This is a genomic window from Peribacillus kribbensis DSM 17871 (genome assembly GCF_000430765.1).
Lineage (GTDB): Bacteria > Bacillota > Bacilli > Bacillales > DSM-1321 > Paraperibacillus > Paraperibacillus kribbensis.
The window spans coordinates 101,298-122,855 of record NZ_KE387239.1 but is presented as its reverse complement, the minus strand read 5'-3'; the positions used below and the strand labels follow the sequence as shown (position 1 = coordinate 122,855).

Annotated in this window: 21 protein-coding genes and 1 pseudogene; 9 read left to right on the top strand and 13 right to left on the bottom strand. The window is 43.1% G+C overall.

Annotation, left to right across the window (positions count from 1 at the left end; genetic code table 11):
• Positions 1 to 207: 207 nt before the first annotated feature.
• The 3 genes from H539_RS0116525 to H539_RS0116515 are packed head-to-tail and all read left to right on the top strand — an operon-like array spanning position 208 to position 3,627.
• Positions 208 to 1,641, top strand: a complete 1,434-nt coding sequence (locus H539_RS0116525) for a YfcC family protein (RefSeq protein ID WP_035322945.1) — start codon at positions 208 to 210, stop codon at positions 1,639 to 1,641.
• Positions 1,642 to 1,663: 22 nt separating this feature from the next.
• Entirely contained in the window at positions 1,664 to 2,458 is a 795-nt protein-coding gene (locus tag H539_RS0116520) for a MurR/RpiR family transcriptional regulator (RefSeq protein ID WP_035322943.1), read from the top strand.
• Between the two features lie 35 nt (positions 2,459 to 2,493).
• On the top strand, positions 2,494 to 3,627 hold the full coding sequence (locus H539_RS0116515) for a M20 peptidase aminoacylase family protein (RefSeq protein ID WP_026694428.1): 1,134 nt from the start codon (positions 2,494 to 2,496) through the stop codon (positions 3,625 to 3,627).
• A gap of 126 nt (positions 3,628 to 3,753) precedes the next feature.
• On the opposite strand, the pseudogene H539_RS30900 reads toward H539_RS0116515, so the two are convergent.
• Positions 3,754 to 4,283 (bottom strand): annotated as a pseudogene (locus tag H539_RS30900) (branched-chain amino acid transport system II carrier protein); the annotation flags it as partial.
• Here H539_RS30900 and H539_RS28855 point away from each other — a divergent pair.
• Positions 4,256 to 4,792: an MFS transporter gene (locus H539_RS28855; protein ID WP_342664017.1), complete on the top strand. Its 537-nt coding sequence runs from the start codon at positions 4,256 to 4,258 to the stop codon at positions 4,790 to 4,792. The pseudogene H539_RS30900 and the gene H539_RS28855 overlap by 28 nt on opposite strands.
• A gap of 372 nt (positions 4,793 to 5,164) precedes the next feature.
• On the opposite strand, the gene H539_RS0116505 is transcribed toward H539_RS28855, so the two are convergent.
• Entirely contained in the window at positions 5,165 to 5,419 is a 255-nt protein-coding gene (locus H539_RS0116505) for a PDC sensor domain-containing protein (RefSeq protein WP_026694427.1), read from the bottom strand.
• 380 nt (positions 5,420 to 5,799) lie between these two features.
• Here H539_RS0116505 and H539_RS0116500 point away from each other — a divergent pair, with 380 nt between their 5' ends.
• Entirely contained in the window at positions 5,800 to 6,150 is a 351-nt protein-coding gene (locus tag H539_RS0116500; protein WP_035322940.1) for a hypothetical protein, read from the top strand.
• Between the two features lie 43 nt (positions 6,151 to 6,193).
• Here the strand turns inward: H539_RS0116500 and H539_RS0116495 are convergent, their stop codons facing one another.
• Genes H539_RS0116495 through H539_RS0116485 form a run of 3 tightly spaced genes read right to left on the bottom strand, consistent with a single transcriptional unit; the run spans position 6,194 to position 7,437 of the window.
• Positions 6,194 to 6,637: an SRPBCC family protein gene (locus H539_RS0116495; protein WP_026694425.1), complete on the bottom strand. Its 444-nt coding sequence runs from the start codon at positions 6,635 to 6,637 to the stop codon at positions 6,194 to 6,196.
• A 32-nt stretch (positions 6,638 to 6,669) separates the two neighbouring features.
• Positions 6,670 to 7,011: an ArsR/SmtB family transcription factor gene (locus tag H539_RS0116490; RefSeq protein WP_026694424.1), complete on the bottom strand. Its 342-nt coding sequence runs from the start codon at positions 7,009 to 7,011 to the stop codon at positions 6,670 to 6,672.
• Positions 7,012 to 7,437, bottom strand: coding sequence for an SRPBCC domain-containing protein (locus tag H539_RS0116485; protein ID WP_035322937.1), 426 nt, complete (start codon positions 7,435 to 7,437; stop codon positions 7,012 to 7,014).
• Between the two features lie 399 nt (positions 7,438 to 7,836).
• Here H539_RS0116485 and H539_RS0116475 point away from each other — a divergent pair, with 399 nt between their 5' ends.
• Together H539_RS0116475 and H539_RS0116470 are read left to right on the top strand one after the other, a co-directional pair.
• Entirely contained in the window at positions 7,837 to 8,037 is a 201-nt protein-coding gene (locus H539_RS0116475; RefSeq protein WP_026694422.1) for a cold-shock protein, read from the top strand.
• A 356-nt stretch (positions 8,038 to 8,393) separates the two neighbouring features.
• Positions 8,394 to 8,672 (top strand): HU family DNA-binding protein, encoded by a 279-nt coding sequence (locus H539_RS0116470; RefSeq protein WP_026694421.1) that lies wholly within the window; start codon positions 8,394 to 8,396, stop codon positions 8,670 to 8,672.
• A gap of 600 nt (positions 8,673 to 9,272) precedes the next feature.
• Here H539_RS0116470 and H539_RS28850 read toward each other — a convergent pair.
• Positions 9,273 to 9,506 carry a hypothetical protein gene (locus H539_RS28850; RefSeq protein WP_051348644.1) on the bottom strand — a complete coding sequence of 78 codons (234 nt, stop codon included), beginning with the start codon at positions 9,504 to 9,506 and terminating at the stop codon, positions 9,273 to 9,275.
• Between the two features lie 466 nt (positions 9,507 to 9,972).
• Between H539_RS28850 and H539_RS0116450 the strand changes: the two genes are divergently transcribed.
• A complete protein-coding gene (locus H539_RS0116450; RefSeq protein ID WP_026694419.1) occupies positions 9,973 to 10,443 on the top strand; it encodes a chemotaxis protein CheW in 471 nt (156 codons plus the stop codon).
• Positions 10,440 to 12,131, top strand: coding sequence for a methyl-accepting chemotaxis protein (locus tag H539_RS0116445; RefSeq protein WP_026694418.1), 1,692 nt, complete (start codon positions 10,440 to 10,442; stop codon positions 12,129 to 12,131). The genes H539_RS0116450 and H539_RS0116445 overlap by 4 nt, the downstream gene beginning before the upstream one ends.
• Before the next feature lie 403 nt (positions 12,132 to 12,534).
• Here the strand turns inward: H539_RS0116445 and H539_RS0116440 are convergent, their stop codons facing one another.
• The 7 genes from H539_RS0116440 to H539_RS0116410 all read right to left on the bottom strand — a co-directional run bounded on the left by H539_RS0116440 (position 12,535) and on the right by H539_RS0116410 (position 21,176).
• Positions 12,535 to 13,725, bottom strand: coding sequence for a PDZ domain-containing protein (locus tag H539_RS0116440; protein ID WP_026694417.1), 1,191 nt, complete (start codon positions 13,723 to 13,725; stop codon positions 12,535 to 12,537).
• A gap of 246 nt (positions 13,726 to 13,971) precedes the next feature.
• A complete protein-coding gene (locus H539_RS0116435; RefSeq protein WP_051348643.1) occupies positions 13,972 to 15,066 on the bottom strand; it encodes a toxic anion resistance protein in 1,095 nt (364 codons plus the stop codon).
• 2 nt (positions 15,067 to 15,068) lie between these two features.
• On the bottom strand, positions 15,069 to 16,691 hold the full coding sequence (locus H539_RS0116430) for a YceG family protein (RefSeq protein WP_026694415.1): 1,623 nt from the start codon (positions 16,689 to 16,691) through the stop codon (positions 15,069 to 15,071).
• Between the two features lie 61 nt (positions 16,692 to 16,752).
• Positions 16,753 to 17,577, bottom strand: coding sequence for a hypothetical protein (locus H539_RS0116425; protein WP_026694414.1), 825 nt, complete (start codon positions 17,575 to 17,577; stop codon positions 16,753 to 16,755).
• On the bottom strand, positions 17,574 to 18,653 hold the full coding sequence (locus H539_RS0116420) for a cysteine protease StiP family protein (RefSeq protein WP_035322933.1): 1,080 nt from the start codon (positions 18,651 to 18,653) through the stop codon (positions 17,574 to 17,576). The genes H539_RS0116425 and H539_RS0116420 overlap by 4 nt, the downstream gene beginning before the upstream one ends.
• 2 nt (positions 18,654 to 18,655) lie before the next feature.
• A complete protein-coding gene (locus H539_RS0116415; RefSeq protein ID WP_026694412.1) occupies positions 18,656 to 20,026 on the bottom strand; it encodes a phosphoribosyltransferase family protein in 1,371 nt (456 codons plus the stop codon).
• On the bottom strand, positions 19,965 to 21,176 hold the full coding sequence (locus tag H539_RS0116410) for an HpcH/HpaI aldolase/citrate lyase family protein (protein ID WP_026694411.1): 1,212 nt from the start codon (positions 21,174 to 21,176) through the stop codon (positions 19,965 to 19,967). The genes H539_RS0116415 and H539_RS0116410 overlap by 62 nt, the downstream gene beginning before the upstream one ends.
• Positions 21,177 to 21,558 lie beyond the last annotated feature (382 nt).

Genomic DNA, 21,558 nt, shown 5'->3' with positions numbered 1-21,558 from the left:
ACTGAACAACTTCAAGCTAAAAACGTAATTCATACCTTCTTATAGGTTCCCTCTCCCTCGCTATTCTAATTCTATTTCTAAAACCCTTAGATCAAGCGGAAATAAAGTTTTTCCTTCATTTTTTATTGAAATAAAGGAAATCATTCATTATAATTATCTATAATTTTTAGAATATTGTAATTTTTTAGATTTTTAGGGAGGGATAGGATGATTACGAATCCGCGACCAGAACCAGCATTTGAAGAAAAGCCAAAGAAGGGTTTTCAACGCCCGGATGCCTATGTGCTTATGTTTGTCATTGCACTTATTGCAGCCATCGCTTCCTACATCATTCCGGCAGGAGCATTTAAGCGAGTAGCAAAAGGAGATATCACGGTTGTCATCCCGGGCAGCTATCATGAAATTGCCCAGACACCCGTCAGCTTTATCAAATTTCTCTCAGCAATCCCGGAAGGAATGGCCGCCTCGGCTTCCATCATCTTTCTGGTTTTATTTACCGGCGGTACCATCGCTATCTTAGAGAAAACAGGTGCCGTCAACGGTCTTATTCATTCTGTTGTTGATAAGTTTAAAACCAGGCAATTATTATTCATCGCCGCAGTTGGATTTTTATTTTCAATCCTCGGCACTACAGGCATTGTCGTGAATTCTGTAATCGGCTTTATTCCGCTCGGCATTCTTGTCGCGCGGGCGCTCAAATGGGATGCGATGGTCGGTGCAGCCGTCATCTACCTGGGGACATATGCAGGATTCAACGCACAATTTTTATCTCCCACCCCTCTAGGCGTTTCGCAGAAGATGGCAGAGCTTCCCATGTTTTCAGGGATGGGGCTCCGGCTTATCAACTATCTGGCCTTCATTGCCGTCACCATTGGTTATTTGTATTTCTACACCAAGAAATTAAAGAAAACGAACAAAAGTCCGTTGGGAGACGATTGGTTTCCGGGGAAAGGCATTGCGGGGATGACAGACGCAATGGAAAAAACACCATTCACCCTCAGGCAAAAGCTCATTTTGGGCGTCACTGCTTTATTGCTCATCATATATGTATATGGAGCCTTTAAACTCGGCTGGGCCGACAATGAAATGTCAGCTGTATTTATTTTAATTGCCATCCTTGCAGGTCTGATTGGCCGTTTGAAGGTGAATGATATTGCCAAAACCTTTGTCGGCGGCTGTCAAAACCTTGTATATGGCGCGTTGATTGTAGGAATGGCACGATCCATTTCAGTTGTCTTAACTGACGGTAATCTGCTGGATACGATCGTCAACTCCCTGGCGAACCTGCTGCATGGGCTAAGTCCGGTGTCTGGCGCCATTGGAATGTATCTATTAAGTGCCTTCTTACATTTCTTTATTTCTTCCGGAAGCGGAGAGGCAGTCGTATTAGTGCCTATTCTTACACCGCTTGCCGATCTTATGCATATAACAAGGCAGGTTGCCATCCAGGCCGTTATGGTGGGTGAAGGTGTGGTCAACTGCTTCAACCCGACATCCGGCGTGCTGATGGGTGTGCTGGCGGCGAGCGGCATCTCTTATGGCAAATGGGTGCGGTTTGTCCTTCCTTTGGTCGGCATGTGGTTTGTGATTGGGTTAATCATTATTGTGATCGGAGTCGCAACAGGCTGGGGACCGCATTGATTCTAGGATAAGCAGGTGTTCTATGAATTATCTCGACAGAACCAAAGATCGTTTTCCTAATCTGACCAAAGGATTAAAAAAAATCGCAGAAGCACTGCTGTCGAATCCGATCCTCTTTGCCACCTATTCTGCCAGAAAAAATGCAGAAACCCTGGGTGTAAGCGAGACAATGGTCATCCGCTTCTGCAAAGCCATCGGATATCATGGATACCGCGAATTGCAGCTGGATGTTCAGCAATCCATGATTTCCTTAAGGCAGAATCCTATAGGCAGCGGCGAAAAGGACCATTCATTTGGAAGCATTATGACGGCTGATGCGGAAAATATCCAGCAGGCCGCTGCCCATATTGATTGGGAGGCGGCAGACCAGATAGTCCAAGCACTTATTTCAGCAAAGGAAATTAAAGTCGCAGGATATTATCAATCTTATTCCTATGCCCATTGGTTTTCCTTTACACTTGATGGCCTATTGAATAAAGTAACACTGCATCGGCCTGATCTGGATATGGGAATTAAGCATAAAGGAAAAGAATATTGTGTTGTAATCTTCTCTTATTACCGATATGCCCTTGAGTCAATCAGAATTGCGGAAGAAGCAAAGGCAAACGGGAACACCGTCATCGTCATTACGGATTCTGCACTCTCCCCCATCAGTCATTTAGGGGACCATGTTCTATCCATTCAAGTTGCACAGAAGTCCATTTTGGAAAAAGGCCCCGTGACCTTTTCCCTCTTAAATTCGATACTGCTGCATATGGCCCAGAAAATTGAAATGCTAGAAGCCGTCAACCCTGTCAACAGGTATTACATTAATTAATGAAAGGGATGGGTGAAGTGGGAACACAAACTCAAATGTTAACCGAAGTCTTTAAACAGAAAATCTATGAAACTTTTAAGCATCTGCATCAAAATCCCGAGTTAAGCTGGGAAGAGAAGGAAACAACCAACTATATAAAACAATTGCTCGAGGATGCTGGCTGCCATCGTGTTGTATCATTTGATGACTGCACAGGTGTCATAGGGGATATCGGAAACTTCAGCGGTGAATGTCCGATTATTGCGATTCGCGCAGATATGGACGCCTTGTATCAGGAAGTGGATGGAAAAATGCAGGCGAACCATTCCTGTGGCCATGATGCCCATATGACGACCGTATTGGGAGTTTTATGGACTATCCAGCAAAATGAAGAACTGAAGAAACGAGTGGGGGTCCGCTTTATTTTCCAGCCCGCAGAAGAAGTAGGCGCAGGCGCATTAAAGTTAACAGAAAAAGGCGCGGTGGAGGATGTAGATTATCTGTATGGCATCCACCTCCGCCCCATTCAGGAACTGCGGACTGGGTATGCCTCTCCTTCCATCGTACACAGTGCCACACGCTCCATTCAATTCGAAATCAACAGTGAGGATGCACATGGAGCGAGACCACATTTAACACAGAATGCCATCGAAATCGGCAACTTCATTATCAATGCGATCCATTCCTTATATTTCGATCCGAATATCCCTCATTCTGCTAAAGTGACACGGTTTATCTCAGGGGGATTGAACACGAATATCATTCCAGGAAAAGCCTCTTTAGCTATTGATATGCGAGCACAAACCAACGATTTGATGGAGGAATTGCATAACCGGGTTCTGGATATTATCCACAATGCAAGAGAACTGTATCAAACCGAGATTCTCGTGACAGATGATTATGGAATTGTTGCTGCCGAGTCCAGCGAAGGAGCCCTGCAGTTTGCAGCTAAAGCCATCGAGAATGTGCTGGGAAGCGATAAATTGGTTCCTCCCATCATCACTCCCGGTGGAGACGATTTCCATTTTTATAAAGTGAATGTGCCGGAATTAAAAGCAACCATGATCGGCTTAGGCTGTGACCTGGCACCAGGCCTGCATCATCCTGACATGCATTTTGATATTGACTCCCTTTTTAATGGAATCAGCATATTTACCGAGATCATTAAGCTCCACAGCCTTGAAGATTAAATAGGTAAGAAAAAAACTGTATCCCCTCGAGGATACAGTTTTTATAGTTATTGGCTAAAAGAGACATATAGTAACCAGACAGAATCGCCCGCCATACCTAGAATGAAGGTAGTGCCTTACCTTCATTCACTTTGTTCTAAAGACACTGAACAGATAACCGCCTATCCCGCCTGCTATAGCTGGAATTATCCATCCTAGCCCAATCGTATAAAAGGGAAGGAACTTTGTGAAAAATACAGTCACTTCATCCATTTGTATACCAGCTGCTTTCAATCCCTCAAAAAGGCTCACAATAAATGTTAGGATCAAACTGCCTTGATACACTTCACGATTATCATTAACCAGCGGCCGTAAGAGAGTTAAAAAAATTAAACATATAGCAATTGGATACAAAGTCTGTAATACAGGAATTGAAATCGCAATAAGCGAATTCAATCCTATATTTGAACAATTGTACTAAAAACAGATAAAATAACAGCCCATTTTTTATAAGAGATTTTGGGACATAGTTTATGAAAAAACGAAGAACATGAAGTGATCAGTCCTACACTTGTTGTCAAGCATGCTGCGGAAATCAATAAGCCCAATATGATTTGACCATAAGAGCCAAAATAATATTCCGAAACTTTTGCTAAAATCTCAGCTCCGTTGTCTAAACGTCTTTACGTACCTTTCCCCTATCCTTCAGGACATCATGGGGATCCATGCCAGGAATGTGAGCATCATTTTATTTTTTTATGGAGTAGCGATTGCAATTGGGAATGCCCTTGGAGGACGTTTTGGAGATCGAAAACCACTAAAGGCTTTACTCTCCATGTTTTTCGTACAAGCTGTCATCTTATTGACTTTTACATTTACCGCACCCTCTAAAGCAGCCGGTCTTATTACTGTCCTAGCTATGGGACTACTGGCATTTATGAGCGTGCCTGTTTTACAATCATACGTCTTGACCCTGGCTCATCGCTATGTACCAAGTGCCATCGATGTTGCTTCATCTCTTAATATCGCTTCATTCAATGGAGGAATTGCATTAGGCTCCTACATAGGCGGACTTACTACTTCTTTCCTGGGATTGCAGCATACGCCTTGGGTAGCTTCGGCCATGGTTTTACTGGGAGCCCTTCTTACGGTTATAACAATAGGGCTTGAAAAGAAAGAGAAATGAAAAGAAAGCAAGAGTGCGTAGATAAACCTCTTGCTTTCTTCTTTCTATCTATTAACAGCTGTGAGTATCTTGACTGCCGCCTTTAAGATGAAGGTCTGTACATTAAATGGTGTAACTGCTTATGAGTAGCATAGCAATGAGTTAGAATCCAGCTCCTATTGTCCAAAATTGAACCCTTTCTCGACTCCTTCATGAAATGCAATAAACGGACTTATTGTTCCGGTACACCCAATCCATTAGAGAAATTTCCCAAGGGATATATAGTCAACTTATTCCGCTTAAATCACCAATCCTGCTTATGTTCAATTTACTGCAGTTCACTCTGTGCAAGCGGAAGGACAATCGCGAGGATCACGACAAGAGAGCCTATGATCAAAAATGCCCTTCCATTTGAAGGACAGAGGCAGTCAAATCCTTTTTCTGAATGACGCAAATATATTTCCACTTATTATTTTTTGAAGTGACCACATTTAACGGGGATTTCTGTCTGTCTACTCTCGCCTCAAAGGGGCCATCCTTCCCGTTTGCCTTCAGCCTGGGGATATGCAATTTTTCAATGGATTCATAATTTAATTGCGGCTTTTTAGGATGCGCAATGATCGTACCATCGCTTTTTGCAAGGATCACATACCCGTTTCCCCCCCATCTTCACATAAGGGTCGTTAATCCGTCCAGGCTGATATCAGCTTCTTCTTGGCAGAAAACCATCTTACTTCCATAACAAACTCCTTTTATAGCAAATGCTTTATATAAAAATAAAAAAGCCAACATTCCTGTTGACTATTCAATCTGGCCGCAGGGAACCAGATTCCTGTTCCGAGGTCTGGACTCACAATATTATGGTTTTTATATCGGAATAATTACCAAAAATTTAATAAGGGTTTTTTAAATTAACATTTTAGTATGCTGCATCATTGACCATTGTCACACGGCAAGATTCGATGTTTACTTCGTTTGAGGTGAGGAAATAAGTATAGTAGTTTTCAATCAGATTAGGAGTGATTTTTATGAAAAGTCATTCGAAGAAGATCAAAAAGAAAGCAAAAACTACTCTGAATCAATTAAAGACAAATCTAAAGGAAAGAATATTTCAAATCGCAGATATACCCTCAGCATCTGTACAGCAGTTGGCGGATTTTATACAGCAGCATCCAGATGTAAAGGCAGCAAAGAAGGAACTGCTTGGAATCCCGTATTATTTCTATCGTTTGGAAACAGAAGGATATCAGTACTATTTAGAAAAAAACGAAACCAAAATCCTGCAGCTTGATGGATATTATCAAGGCGATAACATTGTCTCGTATCGGGCCTATAGAGATCATTACGCACTCCATAATCCCATTAAACTGCCGACTTAACCTTTTCAAGCTGCCCCCGTTCTCTATGAACGGGGGCAGGATATTATGAATGAATCAGTGAAGCCCTCAGATTATTTATTCCATTTTCCAAGTATCCTTTTAAGCAAGTTAGTGTATAGACCCAGCCTTCTTTTTGCCCGAGCATCTTCGCCAGGATATCTGGGTCATCCTCTTTTAGTCCGGATTCATTTACTTCAACAGCCGTACTTGTCCCTTCCTCTTTTAAAGATATGGTGACCATCGTTCCTTCACCATGTTCTTCTCCCCAGGAAAATACGATTTTCTTATTGTTCTCGATTTCGAGTACGTGAATAGTCGCTTCTGCATGGTACTCTTCATATATCAAGGTAATTCTTTTTCCTTTTTCCCATCTTTCAGAGCTGGATGAAAACCAAAAATTCCCGATCTTCGAAGGAGATACAAATGCTTCAAAGACCTCACTTGCTGGTTTGTTGATTTTTACTTTAGTGATTACTTGTGTATCCATCGTGTGACACTCTCCTCTTATAAAGGGTACGTTCAATCAGAGTTTTCTTTCGCCTCAGCCATATGCTTAATCCATTCCAGTTTTTTGTCCCAATCTGCAGCTAAATGGTTCATCCACTCTGCTGTTGACGTGAGCTGCCCTGGACACACAGTATATCTTACTTCCCGTCCGAGACGATTACTTGAGACAAGTCTGGCATTTTTTAAAATTTGCAGATGCTTTACAACCGCCTGGCGGGATACTGTCACCGACTCTGCTAAAGCTGTGGCTGTAGCTTGTCCCTTCAACGCGATAAGATCGAGTAACTGAAGACGGGTAGGGTCGGCTAATGCAGCCAGGACACTTTCGTAATGTTCTCTGTCCAGGTTAACCAATTACTTCTCAGCCTGCTTCCGTAATGCTTCTATTTGTATTCCCCAGCCATTTACATTCTCTTTAAAGAATGTACGCTGCTTTTCATCGGATACAGCAAGCTGGGAGAAGCCGCTCTCTGTTACTTGAAGGTTGGTTCCCCCGTTCTTAGGAACTAAGCTGAATTCTATAAGGGTAGAGTTTCCTTCCTTTGGTTCTTCTCCAGGAAAGGAACTTGCCCAGCGGCATGCAAGATAGTGTGGCGCTTCCGATTTTTCAATTAGCACTGGAAACCTGCCGTATTTGGTATCCGCCACTATACGCGAGCCGTCCACCTCAACCTTATCCGGCCCCGGTGCATCCCCCACCCACCATGCTGGCTGGCTGACTAACTCCCATACGGTTTGGATAGAAGCATTAATAAAGATTTCTCTTTCGATTCGTTCCATGAAGATGCCTCCTTTTTTAATGTGCAACCAAATAGTAGCACTTATTACATTCCCGTGCAACCTTCTGGTTGCAATTAGTTCGCAAGATTTATATTAAAAATGAAAATCCCTTGGATTTGCATCTCAATGGAATTAAAGTGGGTATATATGCGATATGAAATTCACACCTTATACATCATTATTTTAAAGTTAAAGCTGCCGTTAAAGCATCCCGGCAGCTCCTACATCGTAAAAAGGCTCTTCGTTTCCTTTCTAACCATTGCAATTGCTTGAGTTTCCTGTTATTCTAAAGAAGAATTATTTTTGTTCGGTGTATACGAGTATCGACTTTTCGTCTTGAGAATCACTTTGGGCAAGGATAGTAACACATGTGTGGTAACACACTAGGAGGCAACAAAAATGGAACAAGGTACAGTAAAATGGTTTAACGCAGAAAAAGGCTTTGGATTTATCGAACGCGAAGGTGGAGACGACGTATTCGTACATTTCTCTGCTATCCAATCTGAAGGATTCAAATCTTTAGACGAAGGTCAAAAAGTTACTTTCGACGTAGAGCAAGGTCAACGCGGACCACAAGCTACTAACGTTCAAAAAGCTTAATTTTATTTTACACACACAAACAAGCTCTTTATTAAAGAGCTTGTTTTTTTATTAGTAAAAAACCCTGCTCAATAGTTGGGCGGGGTGATGTACAGGTAATATAAAAAGATTTACTGCTTCAAAGGTTTGTTCACAATATGACATACCATATGGACCATTGGGGGCTGTAAATCAATTTTATTGATGCTAACCCGCCTGCCAGCGGAAATAATATGCTATGCTAACAAAGACAATAGCTCGGTGAAAAGCCAATTCGTCGAAAAGAGTTTGCAATTCGTATTAAAGTTGCGAACTTATGTACGCTATGTTAAAACTAAGGTGACCCAATTTTTTTATTATTAAGGAGTGCTTAAATCGTGAATAAAACAGAATTTGTTAATCAAGTAGCCCAGACTGCTGAGCTTTCTCAAAAGGATGCATCAAAAGCAGTTGATGCAGTTTTCGGTGCCATTTCAGAGGCATTAAAAAACGGAGATAAGGTTCAATTGATCGGATTCGGTAATTTTGAAGTCCGTGAACGTGCCGCACGTACGGGCAGAAATCCACAAACCGGAGAAGAAATTCAGATTGCTGCCGGAAAAGTTCCCGCTTTCAAAGCTGGTAAGGCACTAAAAGATGCAGTAGCCGGAAAGTAAATCCATTGATGAACAAAATGCCGATATCGAGTGATATTGGCTTTTTGTTTTTTTTGCATTTGGGCTTCTTTCTTTTTCAATATACGAAGCAGTTGTAATGATTGCTGTACAGCTTTTTTCTCTACTTATTAAATTTTGCAATTGGCTTTTCACTTTGTTTGAAAAATTTACAGTTGAAGTTAGCAATAATCCCGTCATTGATTAACCGCCTCTTACTTCCTGGTATTCTTAATTATATATACTCCTATTATGTCTCATCTCCTCCTTTCATCAATTCTAATTAATAGATAATGCAAAAAGGGTGCGGCAGCAGCCAAAACTCTTCGACTAACGCCCCCATTAGTTGAAGAAAAAAGGACTTCTTCATATCTTTCTGGAATATCTTAATTTAATATACGTTTGATGTTCTTCAGGAACTCCTTCATATTGTAATTTAAAACCCCTTCCAGCCTTCTTCACGGACAATCTTCTTAAAATCGTCTCCAATTTTTTTATGAGTCCCCATAGGCTTTTGAGGCCAACCTTTTGGAGAGGGGGCACGTTTAATCTTTACGAAAACAAAAGAAGAATCCATTGTCTGGATTCTTCTTTGCAAATTTATTAAACCTTTTCAATATATCTTTTGGAATAACAATCATCGATATGTGAGTTTCCTAGGTACATCATAGCACCAAAGCTAACACTAGCAGCCACAGCTTGTCCAATGAAGGGTACAAATTGCACGACTTGTTTTATAGCTGCTTTGGCCCCGGCCCTCTTCAGTAACTGCGCAACTACTTGTTTTGTTATTACCTTACCTGCAAGCTCACTTCCTACAGAAGTTATAAGAACCAATAAAATTCTCTTTGATTCGGGATCTAACTCTTCTATTTGATCATGTGACAGCCCAAACTTTTTGTTTATAGCAGGCTATTAAATTAATAGGAATTATGACCGATATAAAATAGAAGGTTATCGAATGAGTAAATAGAGGGAAGTGTCCAGCAATGAAAATGAACAAGAGCAGGATTGCAACGTGAGTATTGAAGTTGAAACTTTAAAATAGCAGTAGATTCCTTAGCCAATTCCATAAAGAACAAAATAGAAAAAAGAATCGGAGTCGACCCTGTATAAGTATGTAGCCATAAACGAATTGAGCACCATTGCATCACTGGAAGTTTTTCAAAACTTTACACACTCGTAAGATGGTATTGTGGTTTGAACTTCTCAAACATGATACCAAATTATGATCATGTCCAAAATTTGTCGAATTATAGGATATTTTGTAGTCAATATAATAGATTGGTGAGGAACTCAAGGAATGGAAGATATTAAAGTAATCATTGTTAAAGTAAACAAAGAAAAATATGGACTTGACATTAATCATGTTATTTCCATAGAAAAAATGCAATCATGTACCGCCTTGCCTTCTACACCTAACTACGTTAGAGGGATTATTCCAATTCGAGGAATCGTTACACCGATTATCGATTTAGGAATCGCGTTAGGACATAGCGAAAAGGTCGATACCGATACTACACGTATTGTTTTAATTAGTATAGAGGGAAGCCCGATAGGACTTGTGGTTGATGAAGCTACAGATGTTCTGGATATATCAACTGACTCTATTCAACAAGTCAGCATCATGAAACAGGTTGATTTTATCCAAGGGGTATCCAAAATCGAAAATCGAATGCTCGTTCTTATTGACGTACATAAAATGCTTGAAAATATAGAGGGGCTTAAAGAGTTAAAAAACGTAAATTTTAATCAAAGTGAGGTAACATCATGAAGATCAGTATAGGAAAAAAATTATTAAGTGGATTTGGTATTATTATTTTATTAGTAATTGCACTTGCAACGATCAGTTTCACTCAATTTTCTTCTGTCAATTCAAGCTACTCTACATTAATTGGGGAACAAGTTAAAAAGGCGATGTATACGAAAGATTTAAAGTATTTAGCAACCGAGGAATCCAGAAGTACACGAGGATTTTTATTAACTGGAGACAGCGCACATCTTGATAAGTTTGATCAGGCAAAGAATGACTATCAAACAACCACAGATGCATTAGGCAAAATGCTGTATACACCAAAGGGAATTCAACAACATAAAGAATTAAACCAAGCTCATCAACAATATGTTCAAGTAATGGAGCAAGTTATTCAATTAAAAAAGGAAAACAAAGTCCAAGAATCTTTGCAATTGCTTCTTGATAAAGGAACACCACTTAGTAATCAATTTACTCAAAAAGCAAAAGAATTAGAAAAATCCATACAAGCACTTTTAGATTCAGAAACTCAAAAAACTCAGACGCAAGTTGCTCATGTTAAAAACACCATATTAATTGTTTCTATTCTTTCTGTTATTCTCGGTTTAGTCATTGCTACTTTCATTAGTCGTATGATTTCGAGACCTGTTACAGCAGTAGCTAACGCCGCTAAAGAAATTGCGGATGGAAATCTTACTCAAGAAGATATTCATGTAAAAAACAAAGACGAAATTGGTGATTTGTCAGAATCCTTTAATTACATGAAGAAAAGCCTGCAATCTTTAATCAGCAAAGTCGGTCAAAGTTCTGACCTAGTGGCAGCTGCTTCTGAGGAATTATATGCAAGTTCTGAACAATCTACAAATGCGGCTAACCAAGTTGCTGAATCCGTTTCAGATATTTCTAATTCAACAGAATCTCAAATGAATAGTATGGAAGAAAATAAAGTAGCCATGGAAGAAAACGCAATAGGTTTACAACGTATTGCAGAATCCACTTCTACTGTTTCTGAAACAGCTAATGAGGTATTACGAGAAGCGGAACAAGGTAGTAAAGTTATCAATCAATCTGTAGTTCAAATGGATGGGATTAATAAATCTGTTAAAGAAACAGCTGTTGTAATTGAAAGTTTGGGAGAAAACTCCAAGCAAATCGGACAAATTGTCGAAGTCATTAGTGATATTGCCAACCAAACAAATCTATTGGCTCTCAATGCGGCAATCGAAGCGGCACGAGCTGGTGAACATGGCAAAGGATTCGCCGTTGTAGCAGATGAAGTACGAAAACTTGCAGAACAATCGAAGAATTCTTCTGAACAAATTGGGTCTTTAATCCAAGGAATTCAACAGAATACTGACCTTGCAATTAACTCTATGGAAAAAGGTACAAAAGAAGTAGAATCCGGAACAGAAATTGTTGCAAAAGCAGGAGAAGCATTTAATCATATTTTAACTTCGATTGAACGAGTCACTGGGCAGGTACAAGAGGTATCTGCGGCTACCGAGCAAATATCAGCAAGTACTCAACAATTATCTGCGTCTATAGAACAACTTACCAGTATCTCTGAAGGTATTTCGATGAATACACAAGAAGTGGCTTCCGCTTCACAGGAACAGCTGGCTTCTATGGAAGAAATCTCATCTTCAGCGGAGTCATTAAGTCAGCTTGCACAAGATTTACAATCTGAGGTTACTAGATTCAAAATTTAATCAATGAAAGAAAAAACACTTCTGTAACAACAGAAGTGTTTTTTCTTTTTATCAGATAACATTTCAAAAAAGATACTTTTACAGTGAAAAGAGACTATCCAGAATGGATTCAAGGTCACCTTTTCCAAAATGGGTGAGCTTGTTCATGTACTTAACCCAATGGTGGTATCACAATAATGATACATCTTTTTTATTGCACAATTTGTGTCAAATACGGTACTTACCTGCCTATTGGTGCAATAACAAAAGGTTCCCACAGCAGCACTCTTTTTAAATCTAACGCACCCAACCGTTCGCGAAAGCGTAAAGAGGTTCACAATCCTTTACATAGAAAAAGTCCATCAAGTTCATGATCTTGATGGACTACAAAATTTCATTGTTTCTGTTGAAAATGATTTTTCAGTTATACCGCTTCCCGCTTCCTCTTATATTCCTGCACAAACAGGATGCCCAGCTCATGGTGCTCTCCTTCGTACAGGACTCTCTGGACATAGCGTATCTCGGAATTGTTATCCAGTACATCGAGCTTGCAGTGTGCGGCATTCCGCTGGAGGGCTTCGTAAAACTCGCTTTCGTTCCTTGCCTTTACGCCATTTACTTTGGTGATGACTTCCCCTGCGGATAATCCCATTTTGGCAGCAGGAGATCCAGGGATGATGCCCAGGACCATTAAGCCCTGCTCCCGGCGTGAAAAGTAAAACGGCAGCTTCCGCTCCTGGTGCTTTTGATACAGATGAAGGCTTTCCCGGCCAAGGACAGCGGCAGCAGCCGCAATGACAGCGGCATACGGATACCAATAGCCGGCGATGGCCGCCAGGATAATGATGACACCCAATCCGATGACCCGGCGTCCGTTCATCCGGATGGAATCCTTCGGAAGCATTCCCTGGATCTGCTGCGTAAAGCCGATCAAAAACGGAACGAGTATCGGGGTAAATTCGATTCCCCCCATATGGAAGACCGGCCACCATTCAAATGGAGACGAGAGCTTTCCTCCCGGTATCAGCAGGAACAGCGGCACAAGCCAGATCCTGTTCGCCAGATGTGCCCCGACGATTGACCCGCGTTTTGACGGAATGAGCTTCGGCGATGTTTTCTTATAGCCGCTGCGCGCAATCAGAATTCCTTCAATCACAATCAATAATCCGCACAGAAGTGCGACAGCAGGATAGATTGAATGATCAATTGAATTAAATGCCGTCTTAAAGAAAGGAAGATTAAAACTTTTCCCATGCAGAAGCATGAGGATAAAAAAGGGAATTCCAATCATATAAGCCGGTGAAAGGCTTCTCAGCCTCAGTGATCCCGTACCGATCAGTGAAAGAATCGCAATCAGAATGATAGCGGCCTCGGGGATTACAATCCCTGCCAGAATAGACAAAATGGAACCAATCAGTCCTAATAGAAGACCGGCAGGCAGTAGGAACTTCAGCTCCAGATACAAATCCTCTACCCGCGTATGAAAGTCCTCCCGCTCCCTCTTAATCCTCAGCACCCCAATCACCAGGCACATCACAAACGATATATAAAACAAAGGATGAAGAAGGACCATTCCGGCTCCCTTTAAAAACCCAAACAACCAAGACTCCAGCACTTCCCATCCCCCTTTACTGTTATGTATCAGCTATATTTTATCAAAAACTATGGGGTCTGTCCCTATTTCCCTGTTATTTCCCAAGATAATTATGAGATGAGATAGAGAAAGGACAATTATTCAAATCACGGGCGATACTTTTGTACCATTTTCGAGATAGGAAATAGAGACAGTCCTCATTTCCTAAAAAGTAATACCCTGCTCCCAAAAGGAAGCAGGGTACGGGATATGGGGTCAGTCTCCCGATCAGCCTGTGATCTGGTTTCGCTTGAAGTTTTCCTGGAGCTGTTCAAGACGTTTTTTGCCTTCTTCGCGCAGACGGACGTTTTCTTCTTCAATGGCTTTGGTGTCTTTCATTCCCTGGATGATGATTTCCCATGTCTGTTCGAGTGTTTCGGCTTTGATGCTTGGCTGACCGGCCAGGCGGGCAATGTCCACGCTCTGCTTGGAGATGTTCTGGGCATTGCGGAGCAGCATCTCATTGGTTCGGCGGTCAAGCTCACTCATGGACTGGGCCACAAGGTTCTGGCGTTTGGCCGAAATGGCATTGATCAATCCAGACTTAAAGATTGGAATCGTCGTAACGAAGGCCGAATTGATTTTACCAATCAGCTTCGTATTCCCCCTTTGCAGCATGCGAATCTGCGGCGCTGACTGGTAAGCCACCTGTTTCGCCATTTCGAGGTCATACACGCGCTGGTCGATCAGCTCGATCGCATTGCGCAGGCTGTCCAGTTCCATCACAGCAAGCTGGTTGCCGCCCGCTGCCTTTGTCTCAAGCTCAGGAAGCTGTGCTTTTAATTCTTCAGACTTCATCTCGCCGGCCACGATGAACTTTTCAAGCTCCATATAAAACCGGTAGTTTTGTTCATAGAGCTGCTCAAGAGTAGTCGTGGATTTTTTCATTTCACTTTCGTATTTTACGATTTCCGCATAAACCTTATCGATCTCGGAGCCCATCGTCTGGTACTTGGACATCAGCTTCTCGACCATGTTTTTGCCTCTGTTGAACATTTTGGAAAACAGGCCCTTATTTTCGGCAAAATCCTTGCTGTCGAATTTATCCATGATTTTTCCCAGATGTCTCAGAAGGCTGCTGGATTCCTCCATGGAGCTTGATTTAATCGTATTCAGGATTCGTCCGGAGAAGTTGGAGATTTCGTTTGCGGGCTCTTTCCCGAATTCCAAAAGGGCAATCTGATTTTTATGATCGATGTTACTGGCAATCTGGGTAACTTCGGGACTCTGTCTCAGCTGAATCTTCAGCTCAGAAGGCTTCTGCTCCAGAGTTTCTTCCATTTTATCCAGGCTCACTGTTTGTAAAGAAGTTTCCTCGTTCATTGTCAATTCCCCTTATTAGAAAATTTTTTTAAAAATTTCTTAATTATGGATGGCTCCCGCAATTCCTGCTCAAAGCTGACTTCATCCAGCCAGTGAGTATCATAAAATTCTTCATCGATATACATCTCGATATCATTCTGCCCTGTAGGATTCAGTATGACAATGTCTATACCGATTTCGTTCAGGAGAAGAAGGAGTGCGGCATCCGATCTTGTCATGTTCGAACCATTCTGTCCCGATTTAAAAATGACAATCCTCGGAACCTCCTGCGAATAGTCAAACTTTTGAAGAAGCCTGATGGCATCAAGCGGAATGTCCATCGCCTGATTGAACAAATACAGCTGCAGAGTGTGATGATCTTCATGCGGAAGCTGTTTCAGCCTCGGCTGCCCGCTATATCTGGAGATCGCATGGGCAATTCCCTGCTGCAGCCCTGACGGCAGCTGTTTATGCCTCCACCAAGAAGCCTCAATCATCTTCTCAGGATCTAGAGCCCCATCGCTTCCCAGTGCATTTTGATAATGAAAAATATTATTCGCCCGTACTTCCCTTGAAAATGGATACGATCGGATGGTCAGCGCCAGATCGTATTCCGAGAGTCCTTCTACCCGGTCCCAGTATTCCCGGCGGTTCCTTGTTATCCCGGAGACCTTGGCGAAGATATTGGGAATATAGACTCTTTCATTCCGCACTTCAAAATTAGGCCGGATGAACGCTCTTTCCTTTATGAGAAGGAACAGCTCATCATAGGTGGTCTTTAAAGTTAGGGCAGAAGGCGCGTAATTGCGGAACTGCCATGGCTTGTACAGCATGGAATCATCGCCGTGCAGGACTCGGTCCATTTCCTGCGAAGCCTTGAAGGCAACGGTTGCCCTCCGGACCGGTCTAGAAGCCGGGAATGTATCAAGTCCCGGTACGCCAGCCCCTAACTGCAGAACCGGCACCATTTTCGCCTGATCCACTGCTTCCAGATCATTTTTCCCTGCCGGATTAAAAATAAGGACGTCAAATTCAAGCAAAATGAGGAAGTAAAGAAAATAAGCCTCACTTTTCGATGCTTCCCCATACCAGAGAATTTTAGGAGCAGACGAGCGGTAATCTCCCTGCTCCATCCAGACTCCTGCATGATTCCACATCCATTTAACCAGATCCACTGCGACACGGCGGAAATCATGGTCCTGGAGGCCGTCAGGATGGCTCTCACTGAACAGCTCCACCACCTGCCTGAAGACCTCCCGGATTTTCCTGGATTTTTCTCCGTCCTGGAAGCTCGGAATCAGCCTTTCCCCCTCCATAAAGGCAATGAACCGATTCATGCTCAGCTTCTCATTCTGCAGAATGAGGAGAATTCGCTGGATCGCCTGAAATCGCTCTGTTTCAATCTGCTTATCGAGCTGCTCGCTTAAGAGAACAATTTGAAGGGAAGGATCATGGGCCAGATCATATAAAAACTCTAAATATTCATCCTTATCCGGATGAACACCGAGAAAAACACCTGCAACCTGCTTATAGTGCGATTGGTCCCCTGCGGCCACAGCCTCTCTTGCTGTGACAGGGGTTTTCAGGATCCCTGTCCAATCTCCTTGATTTAGTTCGGCCAGTTGAGAAGAAAGAAAGTTAGACATCGGTTTCAGCTTCTTTCTATATAATCATACTACCTTTATTTTACACCACTTATTGCCAATTTTACAGCAGCTTCTGCTGACCATGCGGGTCAGCCATGATGCCGAGAACATGCTGCAGCATTTCCTCCCCTGCATGAATTCCGGAAGAAGCGGTTATATATACATTCTGAGGAAATTTCAGCTTTTTCTCAAGGATTTCGCCATGACGCGGAGTGAGCGCATAATCTGCGACCTCCAGCATGCACAGATCAAGCTTCGAATCTCCTGCCGTGATCACGGTCCCCGCTCCCAGCTTTTCCGATACATATTCCACCGCTGCCCACTTGGTAAGCGGCTTCGGGGTCATATACAGCTTTTTTTCCTGCAGGGAAAGGCTCCATCCGAGAGCATCCACAGCAATTTCAAATTCCTTCAGCTCCTGAAGCGGCGCTTTTTCATCCAGAATCCTTGAGCTGCAGAATAAATCATCACAGATTCTTGCATCCAACACCCAGTCTGGATGGCGGACTCTCTCAAACTCGTTCATGATTTCTTCGAAGTGAGCAGATTCAGCTTCAAGCTTTTTCCTCAAAATCCCTGCCCATTCCCGGTCTTCCTCTCCATCCACCAGGATGGTTCCTCCATTGCTTACGACCGCATATTTAGGAACGATTTTCTTTTGAAACAGAGAGATACGGTGATATAAATCCCTGGTTCTTGTGGTGGCGGGAATAAAGTGGGCCGCTTCATTAACCCGGCTCAATAGATGAATCGCGGTCTCCGTCATATAGGAAATGTCACGCTCAGGAATTTGTTCGACTGCCCTGATGTTCGGCGCAAATAAATCGGTTCCGCACGCTCTCTTGGAATAAATGAGGGTCCTGTCCAGATCACTTGCAAAGATCATGGCTGTTCTCCTTTAACCGGCTGAATCAAGCCGATGCAGGAGTAAGACATTTCTTCGTAGATCTCAACAGGCACATTCCGTTCCTCCGCGAGATATAAAATATGGGCAAGTTCCGGCAGTTCACGGCTTTTCACAAGGATTTTCCAGGGAACACGGCGAAGGAGCACACGGGTGGTCTCCCCCACGCCGGGCTTAATCAGATTAATAGAATCCAGCCCTAACTCCGTCTTCAGCCTTTCAATATCCCGCAGCCCCCTCCATGTTTTCGGCAGCCCGGGCTCTAAAGCAGTTTCTTTTAACTCAGAAAACAGGTCTGATATCTGGTCTACAAAGTAATTGGATAAATCAGATTCAGCCAGCTCCCTATAAAACTTGGCTCCATGGAAATCCTGCTCCCCGATATAGCGGGAATTCAGCACCGTCCTGCTGATCAAACCTGATACCGTAGAGTTCAGGCAGGCACTGGGAATCAGGAAGTCCTCCCGTGTGCCGTAAATATCCGCGCATTCTCCCGGATCGGCAAGCACGGCCAGGCTGCTGCCCACTGCTTCGCTGTAGTGGGCGTTAAATTCCTCGACCGACTTGGTGAGTTCCCTTGTGATAGCTCCTTTTCCTGTCCAGCCATCCACAAACTGCACCGCCTGGCCTCCGTGTTTTTTGACAATGAACTTCAAGGCGTTCAGATCAAGGCCTCTGCCCCGAATGATGGACACACTATAATGAGGAATCTCCAGCCCATAGGCAAAGGATAAATAACGCTTCAGCAGGATGCCTACAGGCGTGCCGGCCCTTGCCAGCGAAACAAGCACAATATTGCTGCCTTTTTCTTTATAGATTTTTTCAGCCGCCGTCTGCACGGCCACAGCTATTTTTCTCTTATAGCGGGTCAGGGAATCATGAAATAAAGAAATATAATCAGGAGAAGGCTGGTACTCTATAGGAAGAGATTCTGAGTAATGCCCATGATTCTGCATGGCCGCTTCCCGCTCGGAAGCAGAGCCTTCAAGATCTGCATAACTGATATCCTTCAGGAGGAACACCACGTCGTTCTTCGAATAGCTGCCGAATGACTCCATCTTTAGCCCTCCTTTGACAGCCTGCTTAATGGAACGATTACAATGGAAGGAATTACCTTGCTGAGCTGACGGATCATGGGTTCAAGGTCTGCCTCATCCATTTCCCTTTCCATAAACACGAATACATCATCATACATACCTGGTTCAATATTATAAAAATAATGAGTGATATCAGGATCCTCGGGACTTCTATAGGAGAAAGCCTGGGAAATCGCATACCCAAAGCTGGGAGAAGGATGAATCGGACTTCTTGTGGTAGATTGATAGCTGACTCCTGTCCCCATTAAGGAAGCGAGCTTCATCGGAAGAAACATGAACTCTCCCGTTCCAAGGCACAGTGTCCTGCTGCCTCTCCTTTTTCCGGCAAGATATCCTGCCAGGGGCTCTAACCACTCCTCTATTTTCGTCTGTCTGCTGTCCAGCATCCCAAATCTTCCCGTATCCTTTAAGTAAGGAGCGGACACACCTTCCTCAGAATGATAGGGAGTGAGCGGAATTTCCAAACCCGAAGCATCCAGCACCTCTAGATCAGTTTCCAGCGCAGGAAAGGCCGGTTTATTCTGCTCACCTTCAATCGAAGCTCCAGACACCTCAATCGTCCCTGAAATCATTGAAATTTCATGGATAGTGATGCCAAGCTTTTGTTCCAGCTCTCTAAATTTCCTTCTATTTTCCTCCGTCCGCCAGTCCAGGATGGAAACCACGGAATATACTTTCCGGGGGAATTTAGCATGAATGCTTTCTATGATGTTAAGGGCGGTCTTCCCTGTGGTCACCTCATCATCTACAAGAACGACGGGATCCAGGTTATCCAGATAAGAAGGATCGATATAGCTTCGGTGGGAGGTAGCGTGGGAATGCTCTTCCTCAAAGCTGATCGCTGACTCCAATCCTTTTACACGCTCCCTTGTTGTATGAAAAAATCTCGCATTCTCGAACACTTCAAAAACAGCATGTCCAAGGGCCGTGGCTGTTTCTGCAAACCCGATAAACACGGTCCGCTCAGGCAGCTCGATCAGGTAATCGAGAAGCCTCAAATTCGGGGTGCTCTTGCCCGTAATTCCATTGATCATATCCTGGATATACGGATGACGCATTCCATACACTTTTTCGGCATAAAGCGCCGCCAGGGCTTCACCTGTCAAAAGCGACACAGCCGGGTCAACCGGAAGATGCTTGCCCAAAACCTTGCTGACAAATAGAAACGAACGCTTCTTATTCATCCTCGCGGCCATGCTGAATAAAGAATCGAGCTGTATATGGAATGGATTATCCAGAACGGTGATATCCACATGGATTTGGTCTAAAATGTTATACGAATAAGTTGTCTGCTGATCTGGCTGTAAGTAGATCAATGAATGATTGCTGTTCATGAAACACTCCAAATATGTTTGACTTAAGAATGATTTTCTTCGCCCACTGATAGTGAGGCTTGATTTCATTCATTTTATTAGAAAAATCGCTGCGGATAACCCCATTGTACGAATGGGCACTATCCATGATGGCGGAAGCATCCATATACTCCTCAAGACTGACCACATGAAGGGCATTCACAGTTTTAATATGGGACGGATGAATAATCGTTTTTCCTATGATTCCATTGGACCGGTCCAGAATGATTTCATGCACCAGGGCATCATCATTATTTTTGATCATCGCTTCCCTAAGCCTGGCTCCGCCTGTTCCATGTGCATCGTGAAAAGGAGTCTGGCGGATCTGGGGTTTGAGAAGCCGCGGCCTTCCAAAATACTCCCAGACTGGCCCGGAGATGATATAGCCGTCCTCCCGGCCAAAAATATTGATGATATCCATTATGCAGTCGGAAATCACTCGAATATCATAAATGGTGGTGTCCCTGTCCCTCCGGATGCCGAACAAACCGGAAAAGTCGGTTGCGCCTATTCTCACATTTAATATCAAATCATAGTTTCGGTCAAGCAGCTCTTTTATCCCGAGCAGGGTCTCAAGCCTTGTTTCCTTATAGATAATTTCCTTTGTTTCCAGGATTGGAAGCGCATAAAGCTTCCTGCCATAGGTTTTATTCATTTCATCAAGCTTCGCCAAGTATCGCTCGCCATTCGTGCGGGTAAACTTGGGGAATACAAAGCCGCTTAAAAGTCCCAGGGCTTCCCCCAGATGGCCGGCAAGCTTATCCAGCTGGCTATCATGGCGGATCCGGACAAAGATAAGCGGCAGATCCTTCTCCCGGAATAAATCAGAATCGACAGCACGGCGGATTTCCTGAAGCTGGTGCACCAAATTCATTTCAGCACTGTCCACTTCCGCATCCGCAATCGAATCCTCAAGACAGATCACCATGGAGGTCAGTCCCTCATGAGGCCCTTTTAAAAATTTACCAGATAGTACATCACTCGAAATCTGCTCCCTCGTACCTGGCATATAAAGCGTGGCTCCCAGGGCAGCAGCAAGCAGTTCCTTCCCGGAATCCTTGGTGAACTCCATTGGCTCATGCCTGAAAATCTGGCTCCTCTCACCATTATCCAAATAACCAAAATGCTTCACCAAACATTCCTCCTTTTTCAAGTCCTCTACTATATGGCAACACTTTTAATTTACAAAAAAACAAATGTTTTTACAAAAATTTACTCTTTGTATCGAACGGGAATTACTGCCATCACCATTAGGCTTCGAGCGAATAAGCCGTATAATTGCGAAAAAGATAAGAGGTCAAATTAATTCCTTTTGGCGACGATGTTCTCAGCGTCGAAAACATGAAGGAATGAGAAATGACCAATTACAGTTTACCTTAAATATTGACCAGCTTAAAGAAGATGGAATAAATTCTGATACTACGGTGGACATGTATTTTGAAGAAAAGTCAAAAACAATTTCTACTGAGCCTGAAAAATAGAAAAAGCTTACAGAAAGGGATTTTCTGCAAGCT